This is a genomic window from Desulfovibrio fairfieldensis, assembly GCF_001553605.1.
In the GTDB taxonomy this organism is placed as follows: domain Bacteria; phylum Desulfobacterota; class Desulfovibrionia; order Desulfovibrionales; family Desulfovibrionaceae; genus Desulfovibrio; species Desulfovibrio fairfieldensis.
On record NZ_CP014229.1, the window covers coordinates 2158728 to 2173218 of the forward strand.

Here is a 14491-nt window from a genome sequence, read left to right on the forward strand (position 1 = left end):
CCGTGCTGCCCGCCATCGCCCAAGCGGATGTTTCCAACACCCGAAAGCGTGAGGCCGGGCTGGAATATGTGCGCTACGTCCAGAACGTGGAGGCCGCTTTTCGCGACTGCAACGACAAACAACAGGCCCTGCGCGATTTTTACGCCGGGCTTATGGAGATCTCCAAATGACGGACATCAACTGGCCGGAGGCCTTTGCCTACTACAGCGCTCGTCTTGCCGACATGTGGCCGGGCAAGGTGGCGGTGGGTACGGCCCTTTCCTCGCTCTGCCTGCTGCTGGGTATGGATGAAGTGCTCTTCTACGTGCTGCTGGCCACGCTTACAGGCGAAATGCTGACGCGCATCGCCGTGCATTGCAAACGCAACAAGAGTCTGTGCCGTGGCCTGCAACACGGGCTTGCCCGCTATATCTGCTACGGTCTCTTTTTGCTTATGGCCGTGGCCGTGCAGATGGCTTTCCAGCGGGCCGTAGGTGTGGGCCTGCCCATTGTGGACATATTCATGGCCTACCTGATCCTTACGGACTGTGCCAGCGTCATCGGCCATCTGTATGTTCTGGGCGTACCCGTGCCGGGCATACTCAAGACGCTGGTGGTGGGCGGCCGCCGCCGTATCGAACACGCCGTGAAAGAGGCCGTGCATGACGATGAAGCCAGCACGCGGCATAGGGAGCGCCCCTAACCATGGCCCATAATGCCCAGACCCGCGCGGCGGCGCGCGCCGCATACATCTATGACAATCTGCCGCTGACGCAGATTTCCACGGCGCACGGCATTTCCCTGGCCACACTGCGAAGCTGGAAAAAGAGCGCGGCGGCCCAGGGCGACGACTGGGACAAGCTGCGCGCCGCCAACATGCTGGCCGGGCAGGGCATGGAAGCCATCGCGCGCCAGACCTTGAGCGACTATGTCACCCAGCACAAGGCGCTCATGAGCGAGATCATCACCGCCGACGACATGAGCGCCCAGCAAAAGACGGCGGCCCTGGCCTCGCTGGCGGACTCGTTTAACAAAATGGTCAGTGCCAGTCGCAGAGTACTCCCGGAAAGCAACGAGCTGGCCGTGGCCCTGCGCGTGATCCAGCTCCTGACAGAGTTTGTGCGGCAGAGGTTTCCCCAGCATGCCACCGCCCTGCTGGAAGTGCTGGAGCCGTTTGCGGATGAGGTAGCCGCAAAGCTGGGGAGCGGCCATGGCTAAAACGCTCAATGCCGACAAATTTCGCGCGGAACTGGCGGCCCTGGCCGCCGGGCTGCGCCGCACCATTGAGGCGGATTGCGCCGCCTTTCCGGTGGACGCGACGGCCAGTGCCGAGCGCCGCCGGAGAGTACAGCACGACTTTCCGTTTTTTCGGCGTACCTATTTCCCGCATTATACACGGGGTAAGGACGGCCAGCCGACTGGCGACAGCGCCGTGCATCTCTGGCTGGACACAACCCTGCCTGCCGTGGTGGACGCGCCGGAAGGCCGCAAGCTGGCCGTGGCCGCACCGCGCGGCGAAGCGAAAACCACCTTTGTGGACCTCTTTTTTGCGCTCTGGTGCGTGGTGACGGGCCGCAAGCGGTATAGCCTGATTATTGCCGATGCGTTTGAGCAGGCCGCCAGCTTTTTGGAGGCCATCAAAGTGGAGCTGGAAAGCAATCCCCGCCTGGAGGCGGACTTCAAGGAACATTGCGGCCAGGGTCGTATCTGGAATGTGGGCACCATCGTCACGGCCGCCAACGTCAAGCTCCAGGCGTTCGGCGCGGGTAAACGCATGCGTGGCCTGCGCCATGGCCCCCACCGCCCGGACCTTGTGCTGCTGGATGACCTGGAAAATAACGAAAACGTACGCAAGCCCGAACAGCGCGACAAGCTGGAGTCCTGGCTGCTGCGCACGGTGCTGTCGCTTGGCCCGGCTGACGAGAGCATGGACGTGATCTATATCGGCACCATCCTGCATTACGACAGCGTCCTGGCCCGCACCCTGAAGAAGCCGCAATGGCACGGGCGCGTTTTCAAAGCCGTGAAAGAAATGCCCTCCCGCATGGACCTCTGGGATCAGTGGTTTGCGCTCTATGCCCAGCGGCCTGATGGCCCGGAGCTGGCCCGCGCTTTTTATGACGCGCGCAAAGCGGACATGGACAAAGGGGCCGTGGTCAGTTGGCCCACGTTCCGTCCGCTCTATACCTTGATGTGCAAACGCGCGGAAGATCGCGCGGCCTTTGACGCGGAACAGCAAAATGATCCGCTGGCCACGGATGCCGCACCCTTTGCCGCAGCCATTTTTTACTGGCGGGAATTGCCGCCGGAACTACTGCTGTTCGGGGCCTGTGATCCCTCTCTGGGCAAGGCCGGACAGGGGCGCGATCCATCGGCGCTGCTGGTGGGCGGCCTGGAGCGCGAAAGCATGCGCCTCTATGTCCTGGAAGCCCTGATCCGCAAGCGCCACCCTGACCGCATCATCCAGGACATGATTGCCCTGCAACGGCGTTATAACTGCCTACTCTGGGCCGTGGAAACCGTGCAGTTTCAGGCTTTTTTCGCGGACGTGCTGGTGCGCGAGGCGGCCCGGCTGAACGTGCCCATGCCCGTGCAACCCGTCATCAACAGCACGGACAAACAACTGCGCATTGAAAGCCTGCAACCCTATTGCATCCAAAACCGCATCCTGCTGCCGCCCAGCGGGGCCAGCGCCCTGGAGGATCAGTTGCGCCACTTTCCTATGGCGGACCACGACGACGGCCCGGACGCCCTTGAAATGCTCTGGCGCACGGCCATCCAAGGCTTTGTAAGCCTGCGGGACGCTTTTATCCGCGTGCCGCGAACATCCGGCATATTTGGCGGCGCTCTTGGCACTGATGATGACGATGACTTTAACGGCCCCGCTGGGGGCCAGAGCTGGAATTAACCATGATGATACGCCGTCCCCGCTACAACCGGAGCGCCCGTCCGCGCCCGGAAGCCCTCAAAGGCCAGCAGCAGAGCCAGGACAGCGACCTGAACGCCTCGCTGCTCTATCTGGAGCAGATGCCGAATCTGACCCACGGCCTTACGCCCAACCGTCTGCGCCGCACCCTGGCCGCCGCGGACGCGGGCAATATCGCGGAGCAGCATGCGCTCTTTGCCGACATGGAAGATCGCTGTGATCACCTTGCGGCGGAGATGGGCAAGCGTAAACGGGCGCTGCTGACTTTGGAGTGGGATATAATCCCTGCATCCAAAGACGCCAAGGCAAAGGACGTGGCCGCCAAGGTCCGGGAATTTGTGGACATGCTGCCCAGCATTGAAGACGTGCTCACGGACATGGCCGACGCCATCGGCCACGGATTCGCGGCTCTGGAAATCCAGTGGGATTACAGCGACGGCCTGCACATCCCTGCGGCGCTGACCTTCCGCCCGCAGTCCTGGTTCCAGACCCTGATTGCCGACCGTAACGCCCTGCGGCTGCGCGACGGCAGCGCGGACGGCGCGGAGCTGTGGCCCTGTGGTTGGCTGGTGCATACCCACAAAAGCAAATCGGGCTGGCTGCCGCGCGCGGGCCTGTTCCGCGTGCTGGCCTGGACCTATCTGATCCGCGCCTATGCCGCCAGCAGTGAAATCCAGTATGTCCAGATTCACGGTCTGCCCCTGCGCCTGGGCAAGTATCCGCCGGGCAGCAGCAAAGAGGACAAGTCCGCGTTGTACCACGCACTGCGCTGCCTGGGACAGGACGCGGCGGGCATCATCCCCAGCGGCATGGAAGTGCTGTTCGAAACCCCCAGCGCCACGGTGCGGAACATCCCCGGCGAGCTGGTGACGCGCTGCGAACAGGGCATGAGCAAGGCTATCCTGGGTGGCACGCTGACGTCGCAGGCGGACGGCAAAACCAGCACCAACGCCCTGGGCGTGATCCATAATGAGGTCCGCCACGACATCCTGGCGGCGGACGCCAGACAACTGGCCTCCACCCTGACCGAGCAGCTTTTGCGGCCCCTGGCCATGCTCAATCTGGGCGTAACCGAGCGCACGCTCCTGCCGTACTGGCAATTTGACACCCAGGAGGCGGCGGACCTGCAATTATACGCCGACGCCCTGCCCAAGCTGGCCCCGTACATGAAGATCAGCAGGCAGTTTGTCCATGAGCGCCTGAAGCTGCCGCAGGCCGCCGGGCCGGATGACGTGTTTCAGGCCGCGCCGTCCGCCGCGCCGGACGAGGGCCAGGACGAGGATGAAGGTGCCGCGACCTCCGCGCTGAGTGCCAAGCCCGGCGCGAAAAGCGGCGCGGCGCAAAATGCCGCCCAGGACGCCCTGGACAAGATGGCCGCCGACGCCGCCCTGGCCGACGCCGCCGAAGCGCTGCTGGCTCCGCTCATGGCGGACCTGAAAGCGGGCCTGACCCCGGCGGAGCTGCAAGCCCGCCTGGGCGAACTCTACCCGCAGATGGACGACGCCCAACTGGCGGACGTGCTGGCCCGCGCCATGTTCGTGGCCGAAGTCTGGGGGCGCGCCCATGGCTGACAAAAACGCGGGCGTGGACCTTTCCTACGCCTGCCGACTCCCGCCGCGTGAGGCCATCCATTACTTTGAGAGCAAGGGCCTTAAAATATCCTTCCGCTGGCAGGATGTCTGGCGTGAGCAGCACGCCCGCGCGTTCACCGTGGCGGGCGTCACCAGACAGGATTTGCTGGACGATATCCGCGCCGCCACGGCCACGGCCATAGCCGAAGGCCAGAGCAAGGCGCAGTTCCGTCAAGCCTTGGAAGCCACGCTCAAGCGCAAGGGCTGGTGGGGCAAAGGGGAAATCGTCAATCCCGAAACCGGCGAAGTGCGCAAGGGAGAGCGCGGCAGCGCCGCTCGTCTCAACCTTATCTATCGCCAGAACACGCAAAGCGCATACAACGCCGGACGCTACAGGCAGCAGGCGGAAAGCGCCAAAGCCGCTCCCTACTGGCGCTATATGGCCGTCATGGATGCGCGGACCCGCCCCAGCCACGCGGCGCTGCACGGGCGCGTGTATCGCTGGGATGATCCCATCTGGCAGAGCCATTATCCGCCTAACGGCTGGGGCTGCCGTTGCCGGGTGGAAACGCTATCAGAGCGCGGCTTCCGGCGCGGCGGCCATGCCCTGGAATCCAGCAAGGGGCTGGAGGTGGAAAAGCGGGTGCCGGTCCGCAATCCGCTCACCGGGGAAATGGAGCAGCGCACGGTCAAGGGCTACCGCATCGGCGGGCCGCAAGGCGACGTGTTTTATCCGGACGTAGGCTTTGACTACAATCCCGGCCAAGTCTTTTTGCGGGACCTCAAGGCAAATATGCCGGAGCCCCAGCAGAAATCCGCCACAAACTGGCGTGAGCAAGGCCTGCCCCGCCTGCGCGATGTGCCTGCGGATTTGCGACAGCCCACGCCACCGCTTTTACCCATTGCCCCCAGCCGGGAAGTCGCCGAGGCGCAGCTTGCCAAAGCCCTCGGCTTTACCGGCAAGGAACGCCTGCGCGTAATCTCCACGCCCGTGGGGCGGCGCACCATCTGGCGCGACAGCCTGCCCCATATCGTGGCCAAGGAAGCGGACTCGCGGGAGCGATATGCCAACTATGTCTTGCCCACGCTGGAGCAGCCCTATGAGGTATGGCTCAAGGAGCACGCGGACGGCAAATTGCGGGAGAACTATATAGGACTGTTCAGCGAAGGGCGAAATGCGCTGCTGGCAGTGGTGCGCATCAACCGTGACGGGTCGCTGCTTTGGAATGTGATGCAGCGCACGCCCCAAGACATGGACCGGCTGCGGGAAGGATGGCTGGTGTATACAAAAACAAGGAGCTGATACGGGGTCGCACGCTGGCGGAGTCAAACGGCCTCCCCAACGTACCTAACGGCGGGTATCGCTCCGTCAAGCACCCGCTTTCGCGCCCGTATCAGCTCTTGTTGTGAAGATGATAGCCATGCTGAAAATTGAAGTCAATCTTGATACATCCGAGGTCAAAGCCGCGCTGGACCGTCTGAACCATGCCATGGGCGACACCACGCCGCTGATGATGGAACTGGCCCAGATCATGAGCGAGTCCACGGACCGCGCCTTTGAAAATGAGACTGATCCTGTTACGGGGGCGAAGTGGCCCAAACTCAATCCGGACTACAAAGCCCGGCTCGCGGAGGACGGTTATACCGGCTCCATGCTCCAGCGCGACGGCACCTTGAAGACAAATATCCATCAGGAATACGGCCACGGCTATGCCCGCGTGGGCACAAACGTCACCTATGCGGCAATCCACCAGTTCGGCGGCATCACCCGCGCCCACTGGATACGGCCCAAGGACAAAAAAGCCCTGGCGTGGCGCAAGGGCGGAAAGTCTTACGTGCGCCGAGCCGTGTTCCATCCCGGCAGTGAAATCCCGCGTCGCCGCTTTCTGGGGGTGGGACCGCAAGACAAAAAAGACATGGAGGAGGCCATTGCGGATTATGCCCGCGCGGCCCTCACCGGGGGAAGGCGTTAGGATGCCGCCTGCGCCGTGTTTTGCTCCCTTCCCATGCCCACGCCCACGTCGGTGTGCTCTCGTAAAATCTAACGCCCCTCTAACGGCCCTCATTCGCGTCCGTGCGCGGGCGCGCGAAAGGGAAGCGGGCAACCGCTGAACCCCGCCAGCCTTTCTTATGCTCCGCGCCCTGGTACACCAGGGCCATGGACGCCATCCAAGATACCTCCCTCCTCACCCGCGCGGCTCTCCTGTCCGCGCTCTCTCCTACCCAGCCCGGCGGCGATGCGTCTGTCGCCGCCGGGCGCATCCAACTGTTCCCGGCGGGGGCTTTTGCGGCCCGCGACGGACGGCCCGGCAATCTCAAGGGCGTGACCGCCAAGGCATGGCGTCTGACCCCCGAAGATGCCGACGCCCTGCTGGCCCTCTGGCGGCAGCGCGCCACGCCTGTGGTGGTGGATTACGAGCACCAGACCCATCTCAGCCGTGAGAACGGCCAGCCCGCCCCGGCGGCTGGCTGGATCACCGCCCTGGAGGCGACGCCGGAAGGGCTGTTTGCCTCCGTGGAATGGACGGACAAGGCCCGCGCCCATATCCGCGCGGGCGAGTACCGCTTTATCAGCCCCACCTTTTCCTTTGACCGGCGTTCCGGCGCGGTGCTGGAACTGCATTCCGCCGCCCTGACCAACAATCCGGCCCTGGACGGCATGGACCCGGCCAGCGCCAAAACCCACAACACCCAAGAGGACAAGCACATGGACAAGCTGCTCGCTTTGCTCCGCACCCTGCTGGGCTTGCCGGACACGGCGGATGAGGCGCAGTGCGCCGAGGCCCTCTCCCGGCATCTGCCCCAGCAAAATCTGATTGCCCTGCTGCAAAGCAAGGATGCCGCCCTGGCCACGGCCCAGGCCGAACTGGCCGGGGCCAAGGCCGCGCCGCCTGACCCCGGCAAGTATGTGGCCCTGGCCACGTTCCAGGCCGTCCAGCAGGAGGCCGCCCAACTGCGCGCCAAACTGGCGGAGATGGAGGGGGCCGCCGCCGTGGCCGCGCTGTCCGGCGAAATTGAGGCCGCGCTCAAGGATGGCCGCCTTGCGGCCAGCGCCAAGCCGTGGGCCGAGGGTCTTGCCAAGAGCAATCCCGACGCTCTGCGCGAATTTTTGAAATCCACGCCCCCGGTAACGGCGCTCAAGGGCACCCAGACCGGCGGCAAACAGCCGGACGCCACGCCCGGCACGGCCAGCCTGACCGCCGAGGAAGAGTACGCCCGCGTCCAGCTTGGCCTGACGGCGGAAGAGTACGCCAAACACAAGGAGTCCGTCTAAATGGCTATTGTCACCAACAACCTGATCGCCGCCCTGCGCCCCGGTTTTTCAGCAGCCTTTGAAAAGGGCAAGGCCAAGGCCCCCGGCCAGTGGCAGCAGATCGCCACGCTGATGCCCAGCGCCAACGCCTCCACCACTTACGGCTGGCTGGGCCAGTTCCCCAAGCTGCGGGAGTGGGTCGGCCAGCGCAGCGTCAAATCCATGCAGGAGCATGGCTACAGCCTGACCAACAAGCTCTATGAGAGCACGGTAGGCGTCAAACGCACGGACATTGAGGACGATAACCTGGGCATCTATACGCCCCTGTTCGAAGAAATGGGCTACGCGGCGGCCACGCATCCCGACGAGCTGGTATTCAGCCTGCTGGGCAAGGGCCTCAGCACGCTCTGTTATGACGGACAGAACTTCTTTGACACGGACCACCCGGTCTATCCGGAAGTGGACGGCACGGGCGATGTTGTCACCGTCAGCAATCTGCTGGACGCCGCCGCCAACCCGGAAAGCAAGACACCCTGGTTTCTGCTGGACGTGTCCCGCCCGCTCAAGCCCCTGATCTTTCAGGAGCGCACCAGGCCGGAGCTGACCACCCAGATTGACCCCCGCTCCGACAATGTCTTCATGAACGACGAATACCGCTACGGCGTGCGCTACCGCTGCAATGTGGGCTTTGGCTTCTGGCAGCAGTGCGTCTGCGTGCGCGATGATCTGACCAGCGCCAGTTTCGAAAAGGCCCTGGCCATGATCCAGGACTTCCACACGGACGGCGGCCGTCCCCTTGGCCTGGGGCGCGGCGGCAAAAGCGGCACCCTTCTGGTGGTGCCCACGTCGCTGTACAGCGCGGCCAAGCGCGTGGTGGGCATGGAGCTGATCAACGGCGGCGAGTCGAATCCTACCTATGACGAGGCTACCATCATCAATTGCGCGTGGCTGTAGGAGAAAAAGATGGACGTGTATGTGAAGGTCAAACCGCCCCTGGTCCGGCGGTGTCGCTGCGGTCTGTGCTTTGATGCAGTCGGGCGGAGCATTAAGGCGGACGAAAAGGAACTGGCGGCCCTGCGGTCCGACCCGTGGCTTGTGGTTACGGAAGTGAATGCAACGGAAGACGAGGACAAAAAGGGTGATGCCAAAGAGGCCGTGAAAAAAGGCGGCAAAACCAATAAACCCGCCCAACAGGCGGATGAGAAGGCAAAGTAACCATGCCTGACGCCAGCCTGCCCCCGGTTGCCGACATCCCCGCCGCGCCGTCTTACGGCGACGTGCAAACCCTGCTGCGCCAATTCGGGACTAACGAGCTTTTGCAGCTCGCTCCCGGCGACAACGAGCAGGGCCTGGACGAAGCCCTGCTGCTGGACGCCCTGCGCCGCGCCAGCCGCGAAGCGGACAGCTATCTGGCCACACGTTACCCCGTGCCGCTGAACCCGACGGAAAACAGCGGGGAAACCGTCTGGCCCGAACCGCTGGCCAGCTTTGTGGGCGACATGGCCCGCTACCACCTGACCGGCGGCGACGCCCAGGAAAGCGAGGCCATTGCCCGACGCTACCAGGAAGCTCTGGACTGGCTCAAAGCCGTTGCAAAGGGGCTGGCCGACCTGCCCCCGCCGCCCGATGGAGGCGGCGGGGGCGAGGATGACGGCGAAGGCCCCGGCGACGTGAGCTTTGTACAAAGCCACCGCCCCGTTTTGTGGAGGTGATATGTTTTACCGAATCGACGGCATTGAAAGCGGCATGATCGAATGCCTCACGGCGGCAAAGCCGGATTATCTGCGTTTTGTCGGCTCTTACGGCGGCGAACTCATGGGCGGCTGGCAGGCGGTGATCCGCGCGCTGCCCGCCGTGTGGGTAGCCTTTATGGGTATGACAGACCCCAAACCCTGCAACACGGCGCAGACCCGCTTCGAGGCTCGCGTGCAGTTTTCCACAGTGGTGGCCAGCCGCAGCCTGCGCAGCGAGGCCACGGCCCGCAAGGGAGGTCCGGCAAACACGCCGTATGTGGGAACCTATCAGATGCTGGAAGACGTGGCGGCGCGCATCTGCATGCAGGATTTCGGCGTTGACGGCGTGGATTATCTGCGCCCTGGCCGCATCCGCACGCTGTTTACAGCTAAAACAGCAGCCCAGGCTCTTTCCGTGCTGGCCCAGGACTGGACCTCGCGCGTGCAGTTCACGTTACGGGAGCCGGGGCAGCGGCCCATTGCCTCGGAAGGGGAACCCTCGGAAAGCGGCTATCTGCCGCCGTCCGCCGAGCCCTTACCGGAACTGCGCCATCTCGGCCTGCGATACTGGCTCAAGCCCCCGCAATACCCGGACGTAGATGATCCGCTGCTGACCGATATTCTCCCCCGCGTCCGCATCAACATATATGAGGAGCAAAAATGAAAACCCTGACCGTCATCGCCCGCCAAGGCGTTGCCGTGCCCATGCTGGGCGTGCGCGCCATGATTACTGACGCCGCGCCCAAGGAAGTGCCGGATGTGCCCTATTACCGCCGCCGCATGGCGGACGGCGATCTGCTGTTGTGGGAAAGCCCGGCCCCCGCCGCCAAAAGCAAAAAGGGCTCCAAGGAGTAACTATGGCTTCCACAAATATTTCGTTTGAAAAAATCCCGGCCAGCATCCGCAAGCCCGGCAAATACTTTGAATACAACACCCGCAATGCCGTGCGCACCCTGGCCACCAACGGCCAGAGCATGCTGGTCATCGCCCAGCGCCTGGAGGACAGCACGGCTCCTTTGGAGCCCGTGCGCGTCTATGACGACGCCACAGCCGGGCAGTTGTTCGGTTACGGCTCCCAGGCCCACCTGATGGCCCGCGCGGCCATCAAGGCGTATCCCTATGTGGACCTCTCCGTGCTGCCTGTGCCCCCGCACAGCGCCGGGCTGGCCGCCACGGGCACGCTGACGCTTACGGGCGAGGCCACGGGAGCGGGCGTGCTGACCCTCACCGTGGGCACGGCCCAGATCAGCGTGGCCGCCGCCTACAAAGACGCCGCCGCCGACACTCTGGCCGAGTTGAACAAGGCCCTGGAGGCGGAGCAGGATTTGCCCGTCACCGCCGCCGTCACCACGGCGGAGGCGACGGAAGAGGCCCCCAACCCCGAGCCCACCCTGACCATTACGGCCAAAAACAAGGGCACGCTGGGCAATGCCGTCTCTCTGGCCGTGGCCTGCACTGTGCCGGGCTACACCGCCGCCGTGGTCAAAATGGGCAACGGCCAGCAGGACCCGGAGCTGGAGGACGCCCTGGCCGCCGTGTTCGGCGCGGACTATACGCTCTATTGCCTGCCCTGGGCCGGGGAAAACCAGTTGCGCGCCCTGCGCGATCATCTGGAGGCCATCAGCGGCCCCCTGGAGCAGCGCCGGGGCACAACCTGGCTGGCCACGCCCGGCACGCTGGCCACTGCCGCCACCCTGGCGGGCGGCGTCAACTCCGAGCGCATCAGCCTTGCCTGCCTGCCGGGCAGCGCCAGCCTCCCGGAAGAGGTCGCGGCGGCTTACTGCGCCGTGGCCGCCAGTGAGGAAGACCCGGCCCGGCCCCTGAACACCCTTGAGCTGACCAACCTTGCCGCGCCGCCGGACACGGCCCGGCTGTCCCGAACTGAACAAGAGGTGGCCCTGAAAAGCGGCGTCACGCCCCTGGCAGTGGGGCCGGGCGGCGTGGTCCAGATCGTGCGCGCCATCTCCACATACACAAAAAACCCGGCGGGCGTGGCCGACGTGTCCATGCTGGACATGACCACAATCCGCACTGTGGACTACGTGGCCAAGGCCGTGCGTGAGCGCGTGGAGCTGCGTTTCCCCCGCGAAAAACTCTCCACCCGTACCCCGCCCAAGGTGCGCTCCGAAGTGCTGGACGTTCTACGCATTTTGGAAAAATTGGAAATCCTTGAGAACGTGGAGGCCAACGCCGAGGGTGTCATTGTCGAGCGTGATTTGCAAGACCCCAACCGCCTTAACTGCCGCATCCCCGCGGACGTGGTCAACGGCCTGCACGTCTTCGCGGGCGTCATTGATTTGTTGCTGTAGGAGGAGACGGCAATGGACAGAGAACTCCGTGGCTGGGCCAAACGGCATCCGCGATGGGCCTTGGCGCTGCTGTACACTGCGTTCCCACTCTTGGTCGCTGCGGTACTTTGCGACGGCCTGTGCGCGCTAGTCGAAGGAATGCGTGAATCATGGGCGGATAACGGGCATGAATTCCGCGAGGCACGGGCTCTTGTCGTAAACCATATCAGGAGCGTAAAAAATGCAAACCGTTAAGCTGGTTAGCCTTGCGGCGATGCTGGCCCTGTCCGTATGCCTGACAGGTTGCAAGGACTTTGAAGCAAAAGCATCTCAGGACGTATCCCTCATTTCCTATAGCGAAACCACGCGGTTACGGGAATACTGCGTCAACGGCTATCGTTATCTGGTCCATAAGGATTACGGCACTGGCGGCCTGACCCAGATGTGGGAAGACGGCCCCAATGGCCCGCGCCCCATGCGGTGCGGCCCGCTACCAGAAAAACCCGTGCTATGAGCGCTACGCTCCTCCTTGCCGTGCATAGGTTTTTGCGTAATAGTTGGCACTATCTGTTCGTAATACCGCACGGCAAGGGGGCGAGATGAGTCAAAATAATAAAATTATACTTCTGTCTTCTATTATAGCAGTCTTTGGCGTAATTATAAGCAGTACAATAGCTTATTACATGTCAATAAAAACTAATGAAACAGCCATTTCATCAATATATTTAGATAAAAATATTTCTGAATTATATGAAAGGGAGAAGATTATTTTTGAAAAGAAGATATTAGAATTTAGCAATTTTTATGTAAACAAAGATAATGATATAAACTTTAAAGCAATGTATTTTGATAATGGAGAATCTGCACTTAAAGAAATAGAAAATTTAAAAAGTAAAATTGGAAAAAATTGTGCAATACTTTTTGCATTAGGGACTGAAAAAGAATCTTTATTATCGAAGAATATTTCTAATTCATATCTTAAAATTTATACAGTTATAATTGATGCTGCTAATCAACTTTCTTCAGAAGCAAACAGTGAGAAAAGAAAAAAAATAATTATTGATATGATTAATAATTATACAGAGTTAAGAAAATCTATTAGTAAAAATATTGGCCTGCTTGAGTTTGAGATTCGCAAGAGTGTTAGTGAGTTTCAAAATCGCCAATATCAAAGGCAGCCAAATCCTATATAGCTCAAGCCCCGTGCGGGGCTTTTCTTAGGCCGCCGCCCGGCGTATAACGTATTCATGCGTTTATTGATTTTTATATGTATTTTTATATTGAATGTCACCCAGGCCCTGGCCTGGACCGGCGAAGTGGTCGGCGTCCATGACGGCGACAGCATCACCGTGCGCCGCGCTGACACCGGCAAGACCGCCAAGGTCCGCATCTACGGTGTGGATTGCCCGGAGCTGGGCCAGCCCTACGGCGACAAGGCCCGTGATCTGACCGCCCGCGTGCTGCTGGGCAAGACAGTGCAGGTCATCCCCGCGCAAAAGGCCAGGAGCTACAAGCGGGTGGTGGGCGGCATCGTGCTGTTGGGCGACATGCTGGTGCTGCAAGACGCCCTGGTCAGCTCCGGCCTCGCCTGGGTGGATGACCGCTACTGCAAGCTGGCCGTCTGCGATCTCTGGCGGCTGCACCAGCGCGAGGCCAGGGCCGCCGGGCGCGGCCTGTGGAAGAATAAAAACCCCGTGCCGCCCTGGACGTGGCGGCGGATGAAGCATAAATGAACCTCGGCCCCGCCCCGCGCGGGGCTTTTTTGATTCTATTTTACCTTTGGGCAGTCAATAATGCCTAAAATAAAGCCTAATACTCCAAGGATCAAGCCAATAACTCCCAACTGAAGTGATATCAAAACTGCAACTTCTGGATGATCCCAAGAAAGCCTAAGGATATCTACCAAAATATAACCGATGCTGTGCAACTTCTGGAATCCAGAGAAAAAGCCGCCGCCTGACCCAAAAGCCCCTTGCCCCTGCAAGGGGCTTTTCATATCCTAATGGCAAATACATATAAGGAGCCGCCTCCATGAAAACGCTGTTTACCGCCTTTCTGGTACTCTGCCTTGCCGTCCCGGCCTACGCGGCGGAAGAGAAAATCCCGCTTTTCAAGGATGTGTATTACGGCATGAGCAAAGCCGCTGTCCGCAAGGGCACGAGTGCCCTGCCCTGTGAGGAAGATATTCTGAAAGGTCAGCTCTGCCGGAAAAAGCCTGTCAACTTTGGCAAGCAAAAGTGGGAGCAGATCTTTTATTTCGACAACGACAAGCTCGTTTCCGTGAGCCTATTTAAAGGGCTTGAAGGGAAATCTCTTCAGAATGTCATGAGAACGATAGCAGATAATGGTTATAGCGTTATTTTGATGCATAACGGCACAAAACATATTGATAAGCTTGAAGAATGGTCAAAAGGGCCAAACAATGATGCTGATTCGGCAATGCTGAAATTTGAAAGAGATTCTATGGACGCAAATCAATTGACTTATACACTCATTGAAGATGACGGTATTATGAAGGCAGTCGAAAAACAAAACCATTTGAGCCGAAATATCCAAGAATTGATGGAAAACGCACCAAGAAATCTGCGCGCTGTTGAAGTCTACCGTTCGAGGATGTCTTTATGTGTCAAATTCATGGCCCCTGTTGCCTACATACAGGATAACCAGAAAAATCAAGAAGAAGTCAGCGACACCTTTTAGCCTTCAGCGCTGAACTCCGCCAGCCTTTCTTGAGGCCCATG

At 61.0% G+C, this 14491-nt stretch carries 19 protein-coding genes; 18 read left to right on the forward strand and 1 reads right to left on the reverse strand.

Translation table 11 applies throughout. The features are described from left to right. Positions 1–2 precede the first annotated feature (2 nt). The 17 genes from AXF13_RS17105 (at position 3) to AXF13_RS09265 (ending at position 13483) form a co-directional block, all read left to right on the forward strand. A complete protein-coding gene (locus AXF13_RS17105) occupies positions 3–170 on the forward strand; it encodes a hypothetical protein (protein ID WP_190276336.1) in 168 nt (55 codons plus the stop codon). After that, entirely contained in the window at positions 167–682 is a 516-nt protein-coding gene (locus AXF13_RS09195) for a phage holin family protein (protein ID WP_062252788.1), read from the forward strand. The genes AXF13_RS17105 and AXF13_RS09195 overlap by 4 nt, the downstream gene beginning before the upstream one ends. A 2-nt stretch (positions 683–684) precedes the next feature. Beyond that, positions 685–1197: a DUF1804 family protein gene (locus AXF13_RS09200; protein WP_062252790.1), complete on the forward strand. Its 513-nt coding sequence runs from the start codon at positions 685–687 to the stop codon at positions 1195–1197. Continuing rightward, a complete protein-coding gene (gene terL / locus AXF13_RS09205; protein ID WP_062252792.1) occupies positions 1190–2887 on the forward strand; it encodes a phage terminase large subunit in 1698 nt (565 codons plus the stop codon). The genes AXF13_RS09200 and terL overlap by 8 nt, the downstream gene beginning before the upstream one ends. Positions 2888–2889: 2 nt before the next feature. Further along, positions 2890–4476: a DUF935 domain-containing protein gene (locus tag AXF13_RS09210; RefSeq protein WP_062252794.1), complete on the forward strand. Its 1587-nt coding sequence runs from the start codon at positions 2890–2892 to the stop codon at positions 4474–4476. Further along, positions 4469–5779, forward strand: coding sequence for a phage minor head protein (locus tag AXF13_RS09215; RefSeq protein WP_062252796.1), 1311 nt, complete (start codon positions 4469–4471; stop codon positions 5777–5779). The genes AXF13_RS09210 and AXF13_RS09215 overlap by 8 nt, the downstream gene beginning before the upstream one ends. Before the next feature lie 118 nt (positions 5780–5897). Beyond that, positions 5898–6449: a phage virion morphogenesis protein gene (locus tag AXF13_RS09220; RefSeq protein ID WP_062252797.1), complete on the forward strand. Its 552-nt coding sequence runs from the start codon at positions 5898–5900 to the stop codon at positions 6447–6449. A 185-nt stretch (positions 6450–6634) separates the two neighbouring features. Beyond that, positions 6635–7750, forward strand: a complete 1116-nt coding sequence (locus AXF13_RS09225; RefSeq protein WP_223299892.1) for a phage protease — start codon at positions 6635–6637, stop codon at positions 7748–7750. Continuing rightward, a complete protein-coding gene (locus AXF13_RS09230; RefSeq protein WP_062252800.1) occupies positions 7751–8683 on the forward strand; it encodes a Mu-like prophage major head subunit gpT family protein in 933 nt (310 codons plus the stop codon). Positions 8684–8692: 9 nt separating this feature from the next. Then, entirely contained in the window at positions 8693–8944 is a 252-nt protein-coding gene (locus AXF13_RS09235; protein WP_062252803.1) for a hypothetical protein, read from the forward strand. Positions 8945–8946: 2 nt separating this feature from the next. Then, positions 8947–9441, forward strand: a complete 495-nt coding sequence (locus tag AXF13_RS09240) for a DUF1320 domain-containing protein (protein WP_062252805.1) — start codon at positions 8947–8949, stop codon at positions 9439–9441. 1 nt (position 9442) lies between these two features. Then, complete coding sequence (locus AXF13_RS09245) at positions 9443–10126, forward strand: phage protein Gp37 (RefSeq protein WP_062252807.1); 684 nt, start codon at positions 9443–9445, stop codon at positions 10124–10126. Further along, on the forward strand, positions 10123–10317 hold the full coding sequence (locus AXF13_RS09250; protein WP_062252809.1) for a hypothetical protein: 195 nt from the start codon (positions 10123–10125) through the stop codon (positions 10315–10317). Before AXF13_RS09245 ends, AXF13_RS09250 begins: the two co-directional genes overlap by 4 nt. A gap of 2 nt (positions 10318–10319) precedes the next feature. Further along, a complete protein-coding gene (locus AXF13_RS09255; RefSeq protein ID WP_062252811.1) occupies positions 10320–11771 on the forward strand; it encodes a phage tail sheath C-terminal domain-containing protein in 1452 nt (483 codons plus the stop codon). Between the two features lie 220 nt (positions 11772–11991). Then, a complete protein-coding gene (locus AXF13_RS09260; RefSeq protein WP_062252813.1) occupies positions 11992–12264 on the forward strand; it encodes a hypothetical protein in 273 nt (90 codons plus the stop codon). A gap of 85 nt (positions 12265–12349) precedes the next feature. Beyond that, positions 12350–12943, forward strand: a complete 594-nt coding sequence (locus tag AXF13_RS16755) for a hypothetical protein (RefSeq protein WP_150116143.1) — start codon at positions 12350–12352, stop codon at positions 12941–12943. Between the two features lie 87 nt (positions 12944–13030). Then, a complete protein-coding gene (locus AXF13_RS09265; RefSeq protein WP_190276337.1) occupies positions 13031–13483 on the forward strand; it encodes a thermonuclease family protein in 453 nt (150 codons plus the stop codon). Between the two features lie 35 nt (positions 13484–13518). On the opposite strand, the gene AXF13_RS09270 is transcribed toward AXF13_RS09265, so the two are convergent. Beyond that, the gene (locus tag AXF13_RS09270) at positions 13519–13746 is read right to left on the reverse strand and encodes a hypothetical protein (protein ID WP_062252817.1); all 228 of its coding nucleotides are present in this window, start codon (positions 13744–13746) and stop codon (positions 13519–13521) included. Positions 13747–13781: 35 nt separating this feature from the next. Between AXF13_RS09270 and AXF13_RS09275 the strand changes: the two genes are divergently transcribed. Continuing rightward, complete coding sequence (locus tag AXF13_RS09275) at positions 13782–14450, forward strand: hypothetical protein (RefSeq protein ID WP_062252819.1); 669 nt, start codon at positions 13782–13784, stop codon at positions 14448–14450. The last annotated feature ends 41 nt before the right edge of the window (positions 14451–14491 follow it).